This window comes from Spongiactinospora gelatinilytica (assembly GCF_003236385.1).
GTDB classification, from domain to species: domain Bacteria; phylum Actinomycetota; class Actinomycetes; order Streptosporangiales; family Streptosporangiaceae; genus Spongiactinospora; species Spongiactinospora gelatinilytica.
This window is the reverse complement of record NZ_POUA01000029.1, coordinates 1-18,278: the sequence shown is the minus strand read 5'-3', so window position 1 is coordinate 18,278 and position 18,278 is coordinate 1. Positions and strand designations below refer to the sequence as shown.

Sequence of the window (18,278 nt, the reverse complement as noted above, 5' to 3'; positions counted from 1 at the left end):
AGATCTCGCCCCCCGGTTTTTTGCAGTACAGAACAAGCAATTAAGTCCCCGACGGTTGCAGCTCGAATATCTGCCAGGATTCGCCCGGGGCCAGGCCGGCGAGTTCACGGCCGCACTCCTGGAGGAACCGCGGGCCCGAGGTGATGTGGGCGGTGCCGGCGTGGGCGTCCCTGAACAGGCGCTGGATCAGCCCGTCGCGTAAGGCGGAGGTGCCGCCGGAGGTGTAGACGAACCGGGCGACCTCGGCGACGGTCCAGGTGGCGTGGTTGAGGGCGAGCCGGACCATCGTCTCCTGGCGGACGTCGAGCCTGCGGCCCGAGTCCAGGGTGCGTTCGGTGTCGTCCCAGGTCTCGTGGACCAGGGCCCGCGCGGCGCGGTAGGCCGCCTCGGCGCGGGCGAAGTCGGCGTGGAAGGCGTCGCTGCCGGCGATCTGGCCGGGCCGTCCGGCTCGTGCCCCGGCGTGCCGGATCAGCTCGTCGAGCAGCCGGCGGCCGATGCCGAGCGCCCAGGCGGAGTGGCCGATCAGCGCCAGGTCGAGGATGCCCAGCCGGTAGATCGCGCCGCCGCGCAGCGGCTCGTTCCGGTCGAAGACGTGCGTCTGCGACTCCGGTACGAAAGCGCCGTCGATGGCGTAGTCGATGCTGCCGGTCGCGCGCAGGCCGAGGACGTCCCAGTTGCCGAGCATCGTGACGTCGTCGATCGGGGTGATGAAAATGCGGGTCTCGCCGGTGCCCTCGATGGCGCCGAGGCTGTGGACGTACTGGGCGTGCGGCATGCCCGAGGCGAAGCTCCACCGGCCGCTGAGCCGGAAGCCGCCGTCCTCGCGTACGGCGGTGCCCGGCCGGGTGCCCTGGCCCGCGAAGATCGGCGTCCGTGGGCCCTTGAACATCCGCTCGACGGCCTCGTCGCCGAGGTAGGCGCCGGCCGTGCCGCTTTCCAGCGCGGAGGCCATGACCACCCAGCCGGTCGAGGGGTCGGCGTAGGAGAGCTCCTCGAAGACGGCGATCAGCTCACGGGGGGACAGCTCGGCGCCGCCGAGCGGTACGGGCACCCATATGCCGAAGAGTCCGGCGTCTCGCAGTGCCTCCACGACCGGGGTGGTGAGCCTGCACAGCGCCTCGCCCGCCGCCGCCTCGCTCGCGATCAGCGGGCGCAGCTCGCGCGCCCGGTCCAGCGCGGCGGTGCCGGCCGTGTGAAGTCGCGGGGCTTCGCTCATGTCCGGATGCTCCTGTCCGTGAACACCGCTGCGAGGTGGATTCGCTGGAAGACATACCCCGCATTACGCGACCGCGATCATGGACAAAATGATTGAAATGTTGACTTTTTCCTTCGACAACAAGACCGTCATGCGTACGGGCATCCGGCCCGGATTGGAGAGCTCATGCGAAGCATCCGTAAATCCACCATGCTGGCCGCGTCGATCGCCACCGGCCTACTGACCATATTGCCGGCGGGAGTGGCGAACGCCGCCCCGGCGGGGGAGACCTACCCGGAGTGCGAGCTGTTCTTCGACCAGGCAAGTGTCGTCGACGGCAAGGTCCGCTTCACCGGCGGCGCGAAGTGCGCGCCCACCTCGTCGGCCAACGTGGGCTGGCTGCTGGTCTGGCTGACGCCGCACCATGACGCGCCGTACAACGAGGCGGTCGGCGAGAAGCGAGGCAAGGCGAAGACCCTCACCGCCGACAGCACCGTGCCGTGCGTCAGCGGGAACTACCAGGGCTCTGTCTTCGCCACCCTGGTCGGCGACAAGGGCGTCGAACACCTCAAGGTGGACACCACCGCCACGATCTCCTGCTGAACCGTCGCCCCGGCGCCCGCGCGCCGGGGCGATCACGGCGAATCGCCGTGTTAGGCTGCCATCGGTGCCGCTGATCACCACCGGGCGGCTGGGGGACATCTTCGGATACCGCCGCCTCTACGTGATCGGCATCATCACCTTCACCGCCGCCTCGGCGCTGTGCGGGCTGGCCGGGTCGCCGTCCTGGCTCCTGGCCGCCAGACTGCTCCAGAGACTGGGCGGCGCGCTGCTGTTCCCGCAGGTCATCTCGCCGATCCTGACGATCTTCCCGGCCCGCCAGAGGGGCCGGGCGTTCGGGGTCGCCGTGCTCACCGCGGTCGGCTCGGCGTACGCCGGGCGGCTTTCCGACCGGTTCGGCGGCAAGTACATCCTGATGACCGGCCTCGCGCTGCTGGCCACCGGCCTGCTGGTGCCGGCCGTCATGGCCGGGCCGGACACCGACGCGTGGAGCCTGCTGCCCGGCCTGCTCATCATCGGGATCGCCGGCGGCGCGACGTTCGCGCCGCTCCAGCAGGCCACCATGGACGGCCTTGATCCCCGGCTGGCCGGGGAGGCGTCCGGCGTCTCCAGTACGATCCGGCAGGTCGGCGGCGTCCTCGGCACCGCCGTACTGGGCGCGCTGCTGGCGGCCCGGCTCGCCTCGGCCCTGCGCGAGGAGGCCGAGAAGCGCGCCGGGGCGCTGCCCGCGCACCTGCGCGCGCGGTTCGTCGACGACAGCGCCGCCGCCGCGCGGCACTACCGCCCGCCCACACCCCCGGGCGGCCTGGACGCCGCCACGGCCGGCCTGTACGGACGCGTCACCGCCGACACGTTCGCCACCGGTTTCGTCACCGCGATGCAGACCGCGTTCGTGGCGTGCGCCGTGGCCCTGGTGATCGCCGCGCTGTGCTGCCTCATGTTCGGCCCGCCGGGCAGGCCGCGGGACTGAGGCCCCTCGCGTTCCATCAGCCGCGCTCGCCGAGCGTGACCGTGCCGCGCGAGCCGTCGACCGTGATGACCTGGCCGTCCTGGATGCGCGTGGTGGCGCCCGCCGCGCCCACGACGGCCGGGATGCCGTACTCGCGGGCGACCGTCGTGCCGTGGGAGATCATCCCGCCCGTCTCGGTGACGATGGCGGCGGCGTTCAGGAACAGCGGGGTCCAGCCCGGGTCCGTGGACGGGCACACCAGCACCTCGCCCGGCGCGATCCGGGCCGTGTCCGGATCGAAGACGACCCTGGCCGGTCCGGACGCGAGCCCGGACGCCCCGGCGAGGCCGCGCACGAGGGCGTCGTCGCCGGTCTCGACCGGCCGGTACTCGGGGGCGGTGCCATCGGACAGGACGACGGCGGGCACCTGGCGTCGCTTCGACTCCCGCTCGTAGACCGCTCGGCGCTCGGCGACCGTGGCACGGAAGCCGTCGCCACCCGGCAGCGCCGCCGCGGTTGGGCAGGCGTACCGCGATGCCCTCGCCGACCAGCCGCACCAGCGCCTCGCGGACGACGGGCCAGGCTGACCTGGTGTCGCTGGGCCAGCTCCTGCGGCTTGAGCGCTTCGCCCGAACGACAATGTCGCGTTGCGCGGTGTGGCGGTCACGCCCGCCGACTGCCTGCCCGTCCCCGCCGTTTCGGTCACTCGCAAGGTGCTCGGGATGACCGGGTCGACCGGCGTGCCCGTGGCGACAGGGGCACTCCCGGGCCGTAACCCCTTTCCGCTGGAGCGGCGGATCGACGCGCTTCGGATGGACGCGCTGCCGGTGCTCAACCGGCCGGGGCCGCTCGCGGGCGGGCCGGCCGGGCCGCCCGCGCACCGTCGGCTCGCCGGCTGGCTGCTGGCGGCGGAAGCGCCGGTCACGGTGCTGGCGACCGGGCCGATGACCAATCTGGCCTGGTGCCTGAACCGGCATCCGGAGATCGAGTCCAAGATCGCCGAGGTCGTGTTCATGGGCGGTGCCCTCGACGTACCGGGCAATGTCCATCAGCCGGGGCACGACGGCTCGGCCGAGTGGAACATCCACTGGGACCCCGGCGCTGCCCAGCGCGTCCTCGACAGCGGCGTGCCCGACACCATGTTCCCCCTGGACGTCACCGAACTGGTGCCGATCACCGGCGAGTTCGCCCTGGCGTTCGGCGCGCGCTGCGCGAGCGCGCCGCCGGTGCTCGTGCTCACCACGTTCGACAACGACACCCTCGTCCTGGACGCGATCCGCGCGGGGGCCTGCGGCTACCTGCTCAAGGACGTGACGCTGGAACGGCTGACCCGGGCGATCCGCGTCATCGCCGCCGGGGGGACGCTGATCTCCCCCTCGATCACCGACCGGCTGCTGCGCGCCGTCCACCGCCGCGAGGGCCCGGCCGGGGAGGACCTTCCGCCGGTCCAGCGGCTCACCGAACGGGAACTCGAAGTGCTGCTGCCGGTCGCCGAGGGCTACAGCAACCGGGAGATCGCGCAGGCGCTGTTCCTGGCCGAGGGCACGGTCAAGAACCACGTCTCCACCGTCCTGCTCGAGCTCGGCGCCCGCGACCGCACCAACGCCGTGCTGCGCGCCCTGCACGAGAACGTCCTGGACCGACTCCCCCCGGATCAGTCGCCGGCGGCGTGCCGGGCGAAGGCGGTCTCGATGTCGGTGCGCTCGATCGCCGGGCCGGGCAGGCCGGTGGGGCCCTCGACGGTCAGCGCGTTCAGGAACAGGGCGAGCTGCCGCTCGGCCGCGCGCGGCCAGTCCGGTCCGTGCGCCAGGGGCTGGGTGAGGAGCGAGGTGAAGACGATCAGGTCGGTGGCGTTCGCCGTGGCCCGGACGCTGCCGTCGGCCCGGCCGCGGTCGAGGAAGGCGTCCAGGTGGCCGTAGATCGTCCGGCGCGCGTGTACCGCCTCGTCGGTCACCAGCGGCGGCGCGCCGTGCAGCGGCAGGACCAACTGGTCGGCCACCGCCAGGCAGCGGGCCAGGTACTCGCCGATCGCCTCGCGGCCGGAGCACCGCCGCGCGGCGATCTCCTCCAGGATGCCGACCAGCAGGTCGTAGGCGCGGTGTTCCAGGGCCTGCATGAGCGCGTCGCGGTCGGCGTACTTGCGGTAGAAGGTGGCGATGCCGACGCCCGCCTCCTCGGCGATGGTCCGCAGCGGGGCGTGGCGGCCTTCGCGGAGCATCACCGTGACGGCGGCGGCCAGCAGCCGCTCCCGGTTGGCCTCGGCGTCCCACCGGGTACGGCGGCGGCGCCCGCCGCCCTCCGCCGGTTCGCGCGCCATGGGTCCTCCCTCACCGCGAAGTTTTCTCAACGATATCCGCGTCCCGGGAATGGAGCCGGTGGTCGGCCACGTTATCCGGAGCAAATAGTCCGGAAAACAGGGCGGCACCGACCGCCAGAAAAGGGGCCATCGCCATGGCGCTCTCCTTCTTCACCCCCGCCGACTCGGCGATCCTGCTCATCGACCACCAGGAAGGCGTGCTGAGCTGGGTGGGCTCGGCCGACCTGAAGGAGGTCACCGCCAACGCGTTCGCGCTGGCCAAGGCCGCCAAGGCGCTCGACATCCCGTTGGTGCTCACCACCTCCATGGAGGACCACGCGCAGGGGCCGCTGCTGCCGCGGTTCGCCGAGATCGCCCCCGAGGAGTACGCCGGGCGCATCCGCCGGTCGGGCGTCGTGAACGCCATGGACGACCCGGCCTTCGCCGCCGCGGTGAAGGCCACGGGCCGCACCAACCTGATCATCGCCGGGGTGACCAACGACGTCTGCACCGTCTACCCGACACTGACCGCGCTCGACTCCGGCTACCGGGTGCAGGTCGTGGCCGACGCCGGAGGCTCGATGACCAAGTCCGCCGACGACATCGCGCTGCGCCGGATGGAACTGGCCGGAGCGGGTATCGCCTCCACCAACATGATCCTCACCGAGCTGGCGGGCACCTGGACCTCGCCCGCCGGCCAGGCGCTCATCCCCATCGTCGGATCGCTCATCCCCGCCTGACGGCCGGGCACTCTTCGCACCATCCCCCACAGGAGCACACCATGAGCATTCCCTACCTGGCCCAGCCGGAGCGGCAGCAGAAGCTCGAATGGCTGGAGGGCGGCGTCTTCTCCGTCCTGCTGGACGCGGCCGCGACCGACGGGCGGCTCACCGTCGGCCGGTTCGACGTCCCCAAGGACGAGGCTCCGCCGTTCCACATGCACACCCGCGAGGACGAGGTCTTCCTGCTGATCAAGGGCACCGCCCTGCTGTGGGTCGGCGACGAGGAGATGGAGCTGTCCGAGGGCGGCATCGTGTACCTGCCCAGGAACATCCCGCACGGCTACCGGATCACCTCCGACCGGGCCGACCTGCTGATGATCGCCACCCCGGGCGGCATCGAGGGCATGTTCCGCCAGGCCGGGCGGGACATGTCCACCCCCAGGCCGGAGGGGTTCGAGATCTCCAAGGAGGCGCTGGCCGCCGCCGCCGACGCCTACGGTCAGATCGTCGTCGGCCCGCCCCGCTGATGATCTCGGCGAGGCCGTCGCCCCGCCGGCCCCCGGGTCGGCGGGACGTCACGGCCCTGCCGTTCGACTGGGCCGTTCGACTGGGCCGTTCAGCGGGCGCGGTCCCCCCAGCGCTTGCCGCTCGCCGCGATCCCCTCCAGCATGTGCAGGGTGTGGTGGACCCCGGCCGCGTCGAGGGTGGCCTCCGCGACCGTCCCCGGGACCTCGCCCTGCTGCAACTCCTCCACCCCGAGCCCGTCCACCGGGATGGTGATGTGCTGCCCGTTGACGAGCGACAACTCGAAGGTCCACGGCTGGCCCGCCGTCTGCCGGACGCGTACCGCCGCGATCGACTCGAACCGGTAGTTGGCCCGCTGCCCGCCGGAGAACTCGCCGACCTCGAAGTCCAGCTCGGTGGTGACCTGGCGGACCCCGTCCCTGGTGAGCAGGAAGAGCATGATCTCGTAGTCGCGGTAGCGCCAGGGACCGCCCCGCACCCGGGCGCGCGAGGTCGCCGGGGCGGGGAAGTCGATGAAGCCGTAGGCGATGATCTCGCTCATGGCCAGCTTGTAGTGCCGCAGCGCGTCGTTGAGCAGGATCTTCCGGTCGCAGTCCAGCCAGGCGGCCATCTCCCGGTCCTGGGGCCGGTCGGCCAGCTTCTGCCGCCACCGCAGGAAGGCGGCCTGGTCGGCGGCCAGCATCCTTCGGCTCTCCCGCCGCTCGATGGCGTGCCGACGGTGCTCCATCGCGATGTCCAGCCCCACGCGCACGGTGAACGCCGCGGCCACCGCGGTGGTCAGCAGCGCCGCGATGGCGTCGCCGGCCGCGTCGGTCAGTATGGCGACCGCGCCGACCGTGAGCAGGGCCACCGCCCCCAGCATCGCCGCGGAAGACGGCGCGGGCGGCTCCGGCGGGCCGTTACGCCACCGCTCGCGCACCTCCGACACCCGGTACCGGATCAGCCAGTCGATCCGGCCGACGCCGACCCTGCTCTCCCGGTAGGTGTGCACGATCTCGTCACGGATCTTCTGCCGCACGCCCGCGGTCATCTCCATCCAGACCCCGCGCTCCATGCCGGGCGGCGTGTACTTCGCGAAGTAGTGCAGGAACCGCTTGTCGACCTTCCTGGCGAACCCGCCGGCCGGCGTCCGCCGTGGAGCGGGCCGCACCGGGTCGCGCAGCGCCGCCCGCAGCCGCCGGGCCATGACCTCCCGCAGGGTGCGGTAGCACCCGACGAGGCCCACCAGGTAGCCGAGGAAGCCGAGCAGCCGGCCGGACGTCAGCAGTGTGGACCCCAGCGAGAGGGCCAGCGCGCCGGTGACCGCCGCCGGCGCCGTCACCCGGGCGAGCACGACGCTCGGGGTCCGGGGCGGCGGCGGCTCGTACGGCCGGGGCGCCAGCGGCTCCGGCTCGAAGAACTTCCAGCACCGGCCGGACCGGTTGCGGGCCCGCCACTCACGCCTGGCGCGGGCCAGCCCGCGATCCCACATCTGGTCGTGCAGCGGGCCCTCCAGGAACGTGCCCAGGTGCCGCACGATCAGCGCCTTCTGGGTCTCGCCCAGCGCGTCCAGCTCCTTGAACACCGCCCGCAGGTCGGCCCTGGGGTCTTCCGCGCAGTTCAGCAGCCTGCGCACGGTCCGTACGCCGTCCATCCAGGCGCCGTCGCCGGCCCGGCGCAGCCCCCCGGGCTCGGCGCGCAGCGAGGCGGTCTCCTCGTCCGAAAGCTCGTGCCGCGTCCGGCCGCTGACCAGGGCGAGCAGCCAGTGGAACCAGACCTCGTCGGTGCGGTGCCCGGCGGCGAACGCCGCGTAGATCAGCTCCCTGGCCCGCCTGGCCATGCCGCCCTCCAGGTACCGCAGGCCGGTGCGGAACTTCTCCTCGGGCGCGGCGTCCGGCGACACCGTGTAGTTGTTGACGTCGCCATGGACCACCCCGGCCTGCACCCCGACGCGCGCCGAGCCGTCCGCGCTGTTCGTCACCCGCTGCTCCGGCCCGGTCATGACGGCGGTCCCTGGGCCAGGGTGATCGCCGCCGCGAGCGCCGTGGCCAGGCTGGAGACGTCGCCGATGAGCCCCCGGACCTTCCGCAGCGCCACCGTCACCGTGCTCGGCTGGGCACCGCCGCGCAGCGCCTCGTCCGCAACGGTCAGCTCGCCCTCCACGGCGTCGTAGGTCACCTGGTCCACCTGGCCCTCGGCCAGCGCGCGGCGGAGCCGGGCGCGCAACGCGTCGAGCGCCTGGGGCAGGTCGGCCGGCGGGGGCGGCTCGGAGGTGATCCGGATGCCGCCGTGTACGACGCCCGCCTGCACGCCCACCTGGGCGTTGCCCATCGCGATGTTCTCGGTCGTCCCGCGCATCTCCGGAATCCTCGGGGTCGGGGTCTGGGACGGCAGGGTGCCCGCGGCGTGCTCGGCCGCCAGCTCCCCGGCCAGGGCGGCGGCGAAGGCCGCCGCGTTGACCACGGCGCGGCGCTGCCATTGCGCGCGGTCGGTGACCTCCTTGCTGCCGTCGGCGCGGTCGCTGACGCCGCGCACGACGACCACCGGCAGCGATCCGTTCAGGTGCGCGGCCTGGGCGATGCCCGCGCCCTCCATCTCGATCGCTCGCGCGTCGTTGTAGTTGTCCCGGATCCAGTGGGCGTACGCGGAGGTCGCGGAGTTGAGCACCACCTCGCCGGCGGCGATCGGCCCGAAGTGGATCTCCGGCTCCGGGGTGTACTCCGGCAGGTACCGGACCCACGAATGGGTCCTTGCGATGTGCCTGGCGATCTGCTCGGCGGCGTGCGAGGTCTCCCAGACCCGGGGACGGCTCCTGAACCCGTCATCCTCGCTGGTCCCGCCGTGGAAGGCGTAGATGTGGGTGGCGACCACCACGTCTCCGAGGGCGATGTCCGAATGCAGCGCGCCCGCCACCCCGACGAACAGCAGCGCCGCCGGGGCGAACTCCTGGATGGCGCGTTCGGCCAGCACCGCCGCGGACTGGTTGCCCTTGCCGACGTGGCCCAGGGCGACCTCGCACCCCGCGTCGGCCAGCCGGCCGACCTCGAAGCGGGTGCCCTGCGGGTGCCGGTGTACGCGCGGGCCGGACATCCGGCCGCGAACCGCCTGGTATTCGAGATCCAGTGCGGTGAGGATCACGATCGGCGACGGGCTCATGTGCCTTCTCCGGTTAAGGCCGCCGACACGACGGGACGGACCATCGGCGGGTAGAGGGTCTTGTGCGGACCGGCCCGGAACAGCCGGGCCGGCCGGCCGGTGGCGGCCTTTCGCTCGGTGCCCGCCGGGATGATGAAACCGTCGGTCTTCTGCACCTTGCGGTAGAAGTTACGGGGATCTAGCTGGATTCCCCACACTGCTTCGTACACCTCCTGCAACTCGGTGATCGTGAAAGTGGGCCCGCAGAACGCGGTGGCGAGCGCGGAGTATTCGATCTTGGCGCGGGCCCGTTCGACGCCGTCCGCGGCGATCCGCCGGTGGTCGAACGCGAGCCGTACGTCCCCGGCGAGCACGCCGTCCACCGGCTGCCACCGGGCGGCGGCGGCGTCGGTCCCGGCGGTCGGCTCCGGCAGCCGGGGCGCGATCGCCAGGAAGGCCACCGACACCACACGGCCCCGGGGATCGCGGCCCGGAGACCCGTACACCCGGAACTCCTCCAGGTGGACGGTCTCGATGTCCAGGTCGGTCTCCTCCGCCAGCTCCCGGCGGGCGGCGTCGGGGATCTCCTCGTCGATGTGCCGCAGGAACCCGCCGGGCAGCGCCAGGGCGCCCCGGTGCGGCCTGACGCCCCGCTCGACCAGCAGGATGTGCAGCCGCGACCGCCGCAACGTCAAGATCACCAGGTCGACGGCGAGCATGACGATGGGCGTTTGCCAGGAGTCGTCGTTCATGACGTCAGACTAGCTTCTTGTCACTCTGACAGAAACTAGCCTTAAGGGAATATCTGGAATGCCAACCGAGAATGTGCGGAGCCTGCCGAAGCGCCGCCGTGTGGTGTATAAGCCGTGGAATCGAAACGCCCGGAATTGACCTAACCTGCGAGTATGAAGATTCTCAGCCTGAACGTGGGGCGCGCGAAACCCGTCCCCTACACCGACGCGCCCTCCGGCGCGACCGGGATCGACAAGCGCCCGGTGGAAGGTCCGGTACGGGTGGCCGCGCCCGGCGCGCAGGGGAGCGGCATGGCGGGCGACGACGTGTGCGACATCCGCATGCACGGCGGCGACGACCGCGCCGTCTACGCGTTCGCCCGCGAGGACCTGGACCGCTGGGAGCACGAGCTGCGCCGCCCGCTGCCGAACGGGACGTTCGGCGAGAATCTCACCACGATCGGCGTCGACCTGAGCGACGTGCTGGTCGGCGAGCGCTGGCGGGTCGGGCCCGAGGTGGTGCTGGAGGTGACCGGCGGGCGCATCCCCTGCCGGACCTTCGCGGGCTGGCTCGCCGAGAAGGGCTGGGTGCGGCGGTTCACCCAGAGCGGTTCCTCAGGCGCCATGTTGCGGGTGATCGAACCCGGTGAGCTGCGCACCGGCGACGCGATCGAGGTGGTCCACCGCCCGGAGCACGATGTCACCGTCGCCAGGCTGTTCCGCGCCGTCATGACCGAGCGCGCTGAGCTGCCGAAGATGCTGGTCGCCGCGCCCTGGATGGAAAGCGAGCAGCTGTCCTACGTGCGCAACTACATGGCCAAGTACCACGACGGCCCCTGACTCCGCACGGCGAAGGCCCGGCCCCGCGTGAACACGGGGCCGGGCCGCCGCGGAGAAGGGTCAGGCCGCGTCGGCGCGCACCCACTCGGTGTCGGAGGTGACCTCCGCCAGCCGGTCGGCCAGCGGGGACACCCCGAGACCCGGCTCCTTGGGCACCGCCAGCATGCCGTCACGCAGCACGAACGGCTCGGTGATGTCGGCCGCGTAGTAGCGGCGGGAGGCGGAGGTGTCACCGGGCAGGGTGAACCCCGGCAGCGCGGCGAGCGCCACGTTGGCGGCCCGGCCGAGGCCGGTCTCCAGCATGCCGCCGCACCACACGGCGATCCCGTTGGCCTGGCACAGGTCGTGGACGCGGCGGGCCTCAAGGTATCCGCCGACCCGGCCCGGCTTGATGTTGACGATCGAGCACGCGCCGATGGCCAGGGCCAGCGCCGCGTCCTCGGCCGACTTGATCGACTCGTCCAGGCAGATGGGCGTGCGCACCTGCTTGGCCAGCGCGGCGTGCTGGTACAGGTCGCCCGCCGCGAGCGGCTGCTCGATCAGTTCGAGGTCGAACTCGTCCAGCCGGGCGAGCGTCCGCGCGTCGGTGAGGGCGTAGGCGGCGTTCGCGTCCACCTGGAGCGGTACGTCGTCGCCGAACCGCTCCCTGACCGCGCGCACCGGGGCGATGTCCCAGCCGGGCTGGATCTTCAGCTTGATCCGGAGGTAGCCCTCGTCGAGGTATCCGGCGACCGCGTCGAGAAGCTCGCCGACCGAGTTCATGATGCCGACCGAGACCCCGCACCTGACCTCGTCTCGGACCGCCCCGAGGTAGCGGCCGAAGGACACCCCGGCCGCCCGCAGCTCGGCGTCCAGCACCGCCATCTCCAGTGCGGCCTTGGCCATCGGGTGGCCCTTGAACTTCGCCAGCGTGGGCGCGACCCGGTTGGCGTCCAGGCCGGGACGGGCGGTCAGCGCCGGGATGAGGAAGCGGCGCATCACCTCGGCGGCCCCGTCGGTGTACTCCTCGGAGTACAGCGGGCTCTCCATGGTGACGCACTCGCCCCAGCCCTCGGCCTCGGGGGTGACCACCCGGACGAGCAGGATGTCGCGGTGGAGCTCTTCCTTGAACGACGTGCGGAACGGGGCGACCAGCGGCATCTGCACGCGCCGCAGCTCAACTCCGGTGATCTTCACGATGCCTCCAGGTCGATGACATAGCAGTTGGCGGGGCTGAAACCGGTGACCGCGGCGCCCGCCCCGAACAGGCCGCCGAGGACTTCGCGCAGGGTGGCCCGCCAGGCGTCGGCGTTCGCGCGATCGGTGCGCCGCATCCGCTCGATGTCGGCGGGCACCTCGGCGAGCACGACGGACGAGCCGGACCGCACGGCCGCCGGGTCGTGCAGCGGCAGGCCGTCCGGGCCCACGCTCAGCACCTTCGGCGCGTCCGCCACGGGCGCGGGCACCCGGACGCCGGACGCGGCCGTCACGGCCCGTCCGGAGTCCAGCCGCCACTCGACCAGCACCCGGTCGGTGGGCGTGCCGCCGTTGACGGCGTCCTCCATGGGGCCGTAGAAGTCGGTGAAGTACGCGGTCGGCAGCGCGCCCAGCTTGGTGATGTTGAAATGCGCGTTGCGCCGGATCAGCGGGTCGTAGGTCCAGGTCACCCGCTTGATGCCGCGGGCCAGCGCCCAGGCCCGCTGGTGCAGCTTGAGCGTGTAGCCGATGTTCCTGGCCCGGGCCGAGGCCGCGACCCCGGCCATGTGGGAGTGCAGTACCTCCCCTGCGGGCTCGGCGTAGACGCCGACGCACGCGCCGACCATCTCATCGCCGTCGAACGCGCCCGTCACGTAGTTGCCGGTGTGGCACAGCGCCCGCAGGAAGCTCGTGATCATCGGAGGCTCGCCGCCGGGCTCGGCCCGCCAGATGGTCCCGAAGAGCGCGCACAGCCGTTGCAGGTCGGCGGTCTCGCGCAGCTCGGCGACACGGACCCCGCTCCGGCCGGCCGCCGCGTGCGCCGCTTCGGCCGCCGCTTCGGCCACGGTGGACAAGGGTGCGGATAAACGTGTCATGGGACTCATCGTGCTGGCCTCCCGTCGTCCTCACCTGGTCCGGCCGGCACAAAACCGGGGGCCGATTTCGTCGTGCCGGACGTTCCGCCGAGCAGTTCGGAAAGCAGCGCGACCAGCAGGCCGGTACGGCCCGGCAGCTCGGCCACCACCACGTGCTCGTCATCGGCGTGCGCGCCGCCGCCGACCGCGCCGAGCCCGTCGAGCGTCGGCGTACCGGCCGCGGCCGTCCGGTTGCCGTCCGAGCCGCCGCCGACGGCGACGCCGCGCAGTTCGGTGCCCCGCCCCCCGGCGACCCGCCGGGCCAGGTCGAACAGCCCGGCCGACGCCGCGCGCTCCAGCGGCGGGATGCTCACGCTCGTCGAGGACCGCAGCGACACCCCCGGTGTGCGCGGGCGCAGCCCGGCCAGGGCCGTCTCCACCCGGAGCTGTTCGGCCGCGGTGGCCGCCCGCACGTCGATCTCGACGCTGGCCAGCGCGGGCACGGTGTTGCCCGCGCTGCCCGCCGACATCATCGTGGGGGTGACGGTGGTGCCCACCCCGGGATCGGCCAGTGCCGCGATGACCTGCACCTGGTGGGCCGCCTCGACCAGGGCGTTGATGCCGCGTTCCGGCTCCAGCCCGGCGTGCGCCGCCCGCCCGTGCACCTCGACCGTGTGCCGGGCGACGCCCTTGCGGGCGATCTTCAGCGCGCCGCCGTCGGCGCTCGGCTCCAGCACCAGGGCCGCGGTACGGCCACGCGCGTTCTCCTCGACCAGGGCCCCCGACGTCGGCGAGCCGATCTCCTCGTCCGCGTTGACCAGCACGGTGATCCCGGCCCGGTCCGGCAGCGCGGCGAGCGCGTGGAAGATCATGACCAGGCCGGCCTTCATGTCGAAGCAGCCCGGCCCCCGGACCACGCCTCCGGTCACCGACCAGGGGATGCGCTCCAGGGTGCCGATCGGCCACACCGTGTCGTAGTGGCCGAGCAACAGCACCCGGGCGGGGGCGTCGCCGAAGTCCCAGCGCAGGTGGGTCCGGCCGCCGACGGTGATCCGCTCGGGCGGTGTGCCGAGCAGCCGGGTGCCGAACTCGGCGGTGACCTCCGCGCCCTTGGCCAGCGCGGCGAGGTCGGCCGAAGGGGTCTCACAGGTGACCAGGGTTTCCAGGTCGGCCAGCATGGCGGGCAGTGCCGCGGTGAAATCGTCCATCATTCCTCCCTCACGCGTCCTCATCCAAGCACCCGGCGCAGTAGCGCGAGGACGTTGCCGCCGAGCGCCTTGGCGGTGTCCTCCTCGGTGAAACCCCTGCGCAGCAGGGCCTCGGTGACCAGCGGGAGCCCTGCGGGGCCTTCCAGGCCGGGCACGCAGGCGTGGACGTCGAGTCCTTCCACCTCCATGCCGTCGCTCCACGGCGGGGTCAGGTCCGCGTCCACCTCCTTGAGGAAGTCGGGGCCCAGGCCGACGTGGTCGATCCCGGCCACGCCCGCGATGTGCTCGATGTGATCGACGATCTTGTCCACCGTGTGCTCGGTCTCGTGCAGGAACGAGGCGAAGAAGTTGACGCACACCACGCCGCCGGTCGCGGCGATGCCGCGCAGTTGCGCGTCGGTCAGGTTGCGGTGGTGGTCGCGCAGCGCCCTGGCGCTGGAGTGCGTGGCGATCACCGGGCCGTGGCCCAGTTCGAGCACGTGCTCGACGCCGCCCGCGCCGAGGTGCGACACGTCGAGCAGCATGCCGAGCCGGTGCATCTCCGCGACGGCCGCCACGCCCGCGGCGGTGAGCCGGCCGCCCGTCGCGTCCTCGCCGCTGCCGTCGGCGAACGCGGTGCGTCCCATGTGCGTGAGGGACGCGACGCGTACGCCGAGCCGGTACAGGGTCGCGAACAGCTCGACGTCCGAGCCGATGCCGGTACAGCTCTCCAGGGCCAGCACCAGGGCGATGCGCCCTTCGGCCAGCGCAGCCTCGATCTCGGCCGCGTCCCGGCACAGCGCGACGGCGTCGGCGTTGCCCTCCGCGAGCCGGTGCGCCGCCTCGATCATCCGCAGGGTCCGTTTCAGCGCGCCGTCCGTTTCGTGATCCCAGCCGGAGAACACCGGGAGCACCTGCACGTTCACGCCGCCCGTGCGAAGCTGCGGCAGCCAGCGGGCGCGGAAGTAGTCCGCCCACTGGCCGGGTGGCCGGACGGTCACGGCCATCAGCAGGTCGTTGTGCGTGTCGGCGACCACGGCTTCGCGGTGGAGGCGGGACGCGTCGATGGGCATTGAGGACTCCGATCGGGGTCGCGGGGCGGGCTGGTGGCCCTGCCGACCCTAGGCAGTGCGGGCAGGGGTGGCTTCGTCGGATCCGACGAAGAATCCGTGCCCGGTTTCGTCGGCGGGGAGGTGGTGGAGGCGCGGGGTACAGCAGGCTGTACTCGATTTCGGGTGGTTAGCGGGTTTTTGCGAGCGGCGCGAAATTTCTAGCGTTGCTGACATGACGGATCCCTATCGCATCGACCTCTCCCAGCCGCCCTCCCGCCGGCCATCGCCATCCGGATCGCCCAAGCCGGGCTCCGCCAAGGTGACCCTGCTGTGGATCGTGCTCGCCATCAGCGTCGCGGCCAACCTGCTGTCCAACATCGTCGCGGGCGACGAGGGGACGCCGCTCGGGCTGGCCGCCGGGGTCGTCGGCCTCGGCGCGATCATCGGACTGATCGTGCACTACGTGAAGCGGCGCCGGGCATGACCGCCGTCGTCACCTTGCGCGAGGTCACCAAGCGCTACGGCGACGTGGTCGCGCTCGACGCGGTGTCACTGGCGTTCCCGCGTGGCAGGTTCGTGGCGGTCATGGGGCCCTCGGGGTCGGGCAAGAGCACGCTGCTGCACTGCGCCGCCGCGCTCGACCCGCCCACGTCGGGCTCGGTCCTGATCGGCGACGTGGACGTCAGCGGCATGTCGGAGACCCGGCGTACCGAGCTGCGCAGGAAGCACATCGGCTTCGTCTTCCAGTCCTACAATCTGCTGCCCACGATCTCCGTCCAGGACAACATCACCCTGCCGCTGCGCCTCGCGGGCCTGCGCCCCGACCTGGACTGGCTCGGCGAACTGGTGGACCGGGTCGGCCTGCGCGAGCGGCTGCACCACCGGCCCGCCGAGCTGTCCGGCGGGCAGCAGCAGCGGGCGGCGATCGTCCGTGCGCTGGCCGCCCGGCCCGACGTGGTCTTCGCCGACGAGCCCACCGGCGCGCTCGACCTGCGCAGCGCCGCCCAGGTGCTCACCCTGCTGCGCGAACTGGTGGACGACCTCGGCCAGACCGTGGTCATGGTCACGCACGACCCCAACGCCGCCGCCCGCGCCCACGACACGCTGGTCATGGCCGACGGCAGGGTGGTCGACGTGCTCAACGCGCCCGCCCCGGAGGACCTGGCCGTACGGCTGACCCACCTCGGCAGGGAGCCGGTGTCATGATCAGGTTGTCGCTGGCCATGGCCAGGATCGGCGGGCTCGCCGTGGTCTTCGTGGCCGTGCTCGGCGGCGTGGCTCTGGTGACCGGGGCCGGAGTGATCATGGACTCGGGATTCCGGTCCCAGCCCGCCGTACGGCTGGCCGGGGCCGACGTGGTGGTCTCCGCCCCGCAGTCCATCCGGCGCGCGGAGGACCTGCCGCTCGCCCTGCCCGAACGCGCCACCGTACCCACCACCCTCACCCACCAAATCGCAGCCATCCCCGGCGTCGCCGCGACCACCGGAGACCTCTCCTTCCCCGCCGCCAAGATTCCCACCGCCGCCGACACCGTCGCCGCGCCTGACGCCTCCGCCGACGGCGACTCCACCGCCGCGGCCAACACCTCCCGCGACGCCGCGTCCCCCACCGCTCCCGAGCCCGCTGGGGCGGGGCATGGGTGGGCGTCGTTGGCGTTCAGCGGTGGGCGGGTCGTCGAGGGGCGTGCGCCGCGGGCGGATGGGGAGGTCGCGCTGCGCGATGGCCAGATCGGCCGGCGGGTGCAGATCATGGCGGGCGGCGTGCCCGGCACGTACCGGGTGACGGCCCTGGTGGACGCCCCCGGCATCTACTTCTCCGACGCCACCGCCGCCGCGCTGGCGGGCCGGACGTCCGGCCCCCGCGCCGGCACCGTCGATCTCGTCGCCGTCCGGGCGGACACCGGCGTGGACCCCGAGGAACTCGCCGCGCGGATCAAGGACCGGATCGGCGCGAAGTACCAGGTCACCACGGGCCGCGACCGGGCCGACGCCGAGTCCCCGGGCGCGGCCGCCGGGCGGACCCTGCTGCTGGTGCTGCCCGGCTCGATCGGCGGCATCAGCCTGCTGATCGTCGGCTTCGTGGTGGGCGGCGGGATGTCCCTGTCGATCGACCGGCAGCGCCGGGACCTGGCCCTGCTGCGCGGCGCCGGGGCGACCCCGCGCCAGGTGCGCCGGGTGGTGGGTTTGCAGGGCACGATCGCCGCCGGGCTCGCCCTGGTCCCCGGCGCGGCGCTCGGCTACTACCTGGCCGCCCGTTTCGGCGACCTGCTGGTGACGATCGGCGCGCTGCGCGCCGACCAGCCGCTGGTGTACGGGCCGCTGCCGGCCCTCGCCGCCGCGCTGCCGCTGTTCGGCGTGGTACGGGTCGCGTCCTGGGCCGCCTCGCTGCGGATCTCCCAACTGCCGGTCGTGTCCGGCATCGCCGGCCTGCGGCGGCCCTCCCGGGCCCGCACGAACGCCGGACTCCTGCTCATCGCGGGCTCGCTGGTGCTGTCGGCCGCGCCGCTGCTGGTCCGGACCGAGGTCGCCGCGGTCGGCCCCTCCATGGCCGCCATCCTGGCCGTGATCGGCCTGGCACTGGCCGGCCCCCGGCTGGTCCAGCGGGTGGCCGGGGCCGTCGCGGCCTCACCCCTGGTGTCCCGGCTGCGCGGCCCGGCCTGGCTCGCGGTGCACAACACCCACGGCCACGCCCTGCGCACGGCGGGCGCGATCGCCGCCCTCGGCATGGTCGTCACCCTCGGCCTGAGCGTGGTGTTCACGCAGAGCACGCTGGACCGGGCCCGGTCGGACGAGACCGCGCAGGCGATGTCCGGCCTGGTCACCATCACCGCCCCGGGGCTCGGCGGCATCCCGCGCGACCTGCTCGCCGACGTGCGCACGCGCACCCGGGCCGCCGGGATGACGATGACCACGGTGGCCACCGAGCCGTTGCAGCTCGGCGACGACCCCACCCTGATGGCCCGGCCGGTCATGGCGCTCGGCCCGGACGCCGAGGGCCTGGTGGACCTCGGCCTGGCGGCCGGCCGGCTGCGCGACCTGCGGGGTCCTGCCGTCGCGCTCGACGAGCGGGTGGGCCG

General features: G+C 72.9%; 18 protein-coding genes and 1 pseudogene. 9 read left to right on the top strand and 10 right to left on the bottom strand.

Annotated features, from left to right (window positions below):
* Positions 1–40 precede the first annotated feature (40 nt).
* A complete protein-coding gene (locus tag C1I98_RS06315) occupies positions 41–1,216 on the bottom strand; it encodes an acyl-CoA dehydrogenase family protein (RefSeq protein ID WP_111166128.1) in 1,176 nt (391 codons plus the stop codon).
* A gap of 165 nt (positions 1,217–1,381) precedes the next feature.
* On the opposite strand from C1I98_RS06315, the gene C1I98_RS41220 reads away from it, so the two are divergent.
* Together C1I98_RS41220 and C1I98_RS06310 are read left to right on the top strand one after the other, a co-directional pair.
* The gene (locus tag C1I98_RS41220) at positions 1,382–1,798 is read left to right on the top strand and encodes a hypothetical protein (RefSeq protein WP_158557936.1); all 417 of its coding nucleotides are present in this window, start codon (positions 1,382–1,384) and stop codon (positions 1,796–1,798) included.
* 64 nt (positions 1,799–1,862) lie between these two features.
* A complete protein-coding gene (locus tag C1I98_RS06310) occupies positions 1,863–2,726 on the top strand; it encodes an MFS transporter (RefSeq protein WP_158557935.1) in 864 nt (287 codons plus the stop codon).
* Positions 2,727–2,742: 16 nt separating this feature from the next.
* Here the strand turns inward: C1I98_RS06310 and C1I98_RS43630 are convergent, their stop codons facing one another.
* The gene (locus C1I98_RS43630) at positions 2,743–3,132 is read right to left on the bottom strand and encodes a PEP-utilizing enzyme (protein ID WP_233507242.1); all 390 of its coding nucleotides are present in this window, start codon (positions 3,130–3,132) and stop codon (positions 2,743–2,745) included.
* Between the two features lie 217 nt (positions 3,133–3,349).
* Between C1I98_RS43630 and C1I98_RS06300 the strand changes: the two are divergent.
* A pseudogene (locus C1I98_RS06300) lies at positions 3,350–4,309 on the top strand (nucleoside hydrolase); the annotation flags it as partial.
* Positions 4,310–4,359: 50 nt separating this feature from the next.
* Here the strand turns inward: C1I98_RS06300 and C1I98_RS43625 are convergent.
* Complete coding sequence (locus C1I98_RS43625; RefSeq protein WP_111166126.1) at positions 4,360–5,022, bottom strand: TetR/AcrR family transcriptional regulator; 663 nt, start codon at positions 5,020–5,022, stop codon at positions 4,360–4,362.
* A 134-nt stretch (positions 5,023–5,156) separates the two neighbouring features.
* On the opposite strand from C1I98_RS43625, the gene C1I98_RS06290 reads away from it, so the two are divergent.
* Both C1I98_RS06290 and C1I98_RS06285 read left to right on the top strand, forming a co-directional pair.
* The gene (locus tag C1I98_RS06290) at positions 5,157–5,741 is read left to right on the top strand and encodes an isochorismatase family protein (protein WP_111166125.1); all 585 of its coding nucleotides are present in this window, start codon (positions 5,157–5,159) and stop codon (positions 5,739–5,741) included.
* A 41-nt stretch (positions 5,742–5,782) separates the two neighbouring features.
* Entirely contained in the window at positions 5,783–6,250 is a 468-nt protein-coding gene (locus C1I98_RS06285; RefSeq protein WP_111166124.1) for a cupin domain-containing protein, read from the top strand.
* Between the two features lie 89 nt (positions 6,251–6,339).
* On the opposite strand, the gene C1I98_RS06280 is transcribed toward C1I98_RS06285, so the two are convergent.
* Genes C1I98_RS06280 through C1I98_RS06270 form a run of 3 tightly spaced genes read right to left on the bottom strand, consistent with a single transcriptional unit; the run spans position 6,340 to position 10,114 of the window.
* Complete coding sequence (locus C1I98_RS06280) at positions 6,340–8,229, bottom strand: hypothetical protein (protein ID WP_111166123.1); 1,890 nt, start codon at positions 8,227–8,229, stop codon at positions 6,340–6,342.
* Complete coding sequence (locus C1I98_RS06275) at positions 8,226–9,383, bottom strand: 5'-methylthioadenosine/S-adenosylhomocysteine nucleosidase (RefSeq protein ID WP_111166122.1); 1,158 nt, start codon at positions 9,381–9,383, stop codon at positions 8,226–8,228. Before C1I98_RS06275 ends, C1I98_RS06280 begins: the two co-directional genes overlap by 4 nt.
* Complete coding sequence (locus tag C1I98_RS06270; RefSeq protein ID WP_111166121.1) at positions 9,380–10,114, bottom strand: NUDIX hydrolase; 735 nt, start codon at positions 10,112–10,114, stop codon at positions 9,380–9,382. The genes C1I98_RS06275 and C1I98_RS06270 overlap by 4 nt, the downstream gene beginning before the upstream one ends.
* A gap of 153 nt (positions 10,115–10,267) precedes the next feature.
* Between C1I98_RS06270 and C1I98_RS06265 the strand changes: the two genes are divergently transcribed.
* Positions 10,268–10,933 (top strand): MOSC domain-containing protein, encoded by a 666-nt coding sequence (locus tag C1I98_RS06265; protein WP_111166120.1) that lies wholly within the window; start codon positions 10,268–10,270, stop codon positions 10,931–10,933.
* Between the two features lie 60 nt (positions 10,934–10,993).
* Here C1I98_RS06265 and menC read toward each other — a convergent pair whose 3' ends face one another.
* Genes menC through C1I98_RS06245 form a run of 4 tightly spaced genes read right to left on the bottom strand, consistent with a single transcriptional unit; the run spans position 10,994 to position 15,223 of the window.
* Positions 10,994–12,109: an o-succinylbenzoate synthase gene (menC, locus tag C1I98_RS06260; RefSeq protein WP_111166119.1), complete on the bottom strand. Its 1,116-nt coding sequence runs from the start codon at positions 12,107–12,109 to the stop codon at positions 10,994–10,996.
* The gene (locus tag C1I98_RS06255; protein WP_199536753.1) at positions 12,106–12,984 is read right to left on the bottom strand and encodes a GNAT family N-acetyltransferase; all 879 of its coding nucleotides are present in this window, start codon (positions 12,982–12,984) and stop codon (positions 12,106–12,108) included. Before C1I98_RS06255 ends, menC begins: the two co-directional genes overlap by 4 nt.
* Positions 12,985–12,989: 5 nt before the next feature.
* Positions 12,990–14,171 (bottom strand): M20 family metallopeptidase, encoded by a 1,182-nt coding sequence (locus tag C1I98_RS06250; RefSeq protein WP_199536752.1) that lies wholly within the window; start codon positions 14,169–14,171, stop codon positions 12,990–12,992.
* Positions 14,172–14,191: 20 nt separating this feature from the next.
* Positions 14,192–15,223 (bottom strand): dipeptidase, encoded by a 1,032-nt coding sequence (locus C1I98_RS06245; protein WP_111166117.1) that lies wholly within the window; start codon positions 15,221–15,223, stop codon positions 14,192–14,194.
* A gap of 211 nt (positions 15,224–15,434) precedes the next feature.
* Between C1I98_RS06245 and C1I98_RS06240 the strand changes: the two genes are divergently transcribed.
* From C1I98_RS06240 to C1I98_RS06230, 3 genes are all read left to right on the top strand, one after another.
* The gene (locus tag C1I98_RS06240; RefSeq protein WP_111166116.1) at positions 15,435–15,686 is read left to right on the top strand and encodes a hypothetical protein; all 252 of its coding nucleotides are present in this window, start codon (positions 15,435–15,437) and stop codon (positions 15,684–15,686) included.
* Positions 15,683–16,408 carry an ABC transporter ATP-binding protein gene (locus C1I98_RS06235; protein ID WP_111166115.1) on the top strand — a complete coding sequence of 242 codons (726 nt, stop codon included), beginning with the start codon at positions 15,683–15,685 and terminating at the stop codon, positions 16,406–16,408. Before C1I98_RS06240 ends, C1I98_RS06235 begins: the two co-directional genes overlap by 4 nt.
* Positions 16,405–18,278 (top strand): ABC transporter permease (locus C1I98_RS06230; RefSeq protein ID WP_146607308.1); only part of this gene is annotated, 1,874 nt, incomplete at its 3' end. The genes C1I98_RS06235 and C1I98_RS06230, both read left to right, overlap by 4 nt.

Excerpts from the sequence above, each read along its gene's own strand:
- C1I98_RS06315 (WP_111166128.1), bottom strand. The coding sequence starts at position 1,216 with ATGAGCGAAGCCCCGCGACTTCACACGGCCGGCACCGCCGCGCTGGAC.
- C1I98_RS41220 (WP_158557936.1), top strand. The coding sequence starts at position 1,382 with ATGCGAAGCATCCGTAAATCCACCATGCTGGCCGCGTCGATCGCCACC.
- C1I98_RS43625 (WP_111166126.1), bottom strand. The coding sequence starts at position 5,022 with ATGGCGCGCGAACCGGCGGAGGGCGGCGGGCGCCGCCGCCGTACCCGG.
- C1I98_RS06290 (WP_111166125.1), top strand. The coding sequence starts at position 5,157 with ATGGCGCTCTCCTTCTTCACCCCCGCCGACTCGGCGATCCTGCTCATC.
- C1I98_RS06285 (WP_111166124.1), top strand. The coding sequence starts at position 5,783 with ATGAGCATTCCCTACCTGGCCCAGCCGGAGCGGCAGCAGAAGCTCGAA.
- C1I98_RS06280 (WP_111166123.1), bottom strand. The coding sequence starts at position 8,229 with ATGACCGGGCCGGAGCAGCGGGTGACGAACAGCGCGGACGGCTCGGCG.
- C1I98_RS06275 (WP_111166122.1), bottom strand. The coding sequence starts at position 9,383 with ATGAGCCCGTCGCCGATCGTGATCCTCACCGCACTGGATCTCGAATAC.
- C1I98_RS06270 (WP_111166121.1), bottom strand. The coding sequence starts at position 10,114 with ATGAACGACGACTCCTGGCAAACGCCCATCGTCATGCTCGCCGTCGAC.
- C1I98_RS06265 (WP_111166120.1), top strand. The coding sequence starts at position 10,268 with ATGAAGATTCTCAGCCTGAACGTGGGGCGCGCGAAACCCGTCCCCTAC.
- C1I98_RS06255 (WP_199536753.1), bottom strand. The coding sequence starts at position 12,984 with ATGACACGTTTATCCGCACCCTTGTCCACCGTGGCCGAAGCGGCGGCC.
- C1I98_RS06250 (WP_199536752.1), bottom strand. The coding sequence starts at position 14,171 with ATGGACGATTTCACCGCGGCACTGCCCGCCATGCTGGCCGACCTGGAA.
- C1I98_RS06245 (WP_111166117.1), bottom strand. The coding sequence starts at position 15,223 with ATGCCCATCGACGCGTCCCGCCTCCACCGCGAAGCCGTGGTCGCCGAC.
- C1I98_RS06240 (WP_111166116.1), top strand. The coding sequence starts at position 15,435 with ATGACGGATCCCTATCGCATCGACCTCTCCCAGCCGCCCTCCCGCCGG.
- C1I98_RS06235 (WP_111166115.1), top strand. The coding sequence starts at position 15,683 with ATGACCGCCGTCGTCACCTTGCGCGAGGTCACCAAGCGCTACGGCGAC.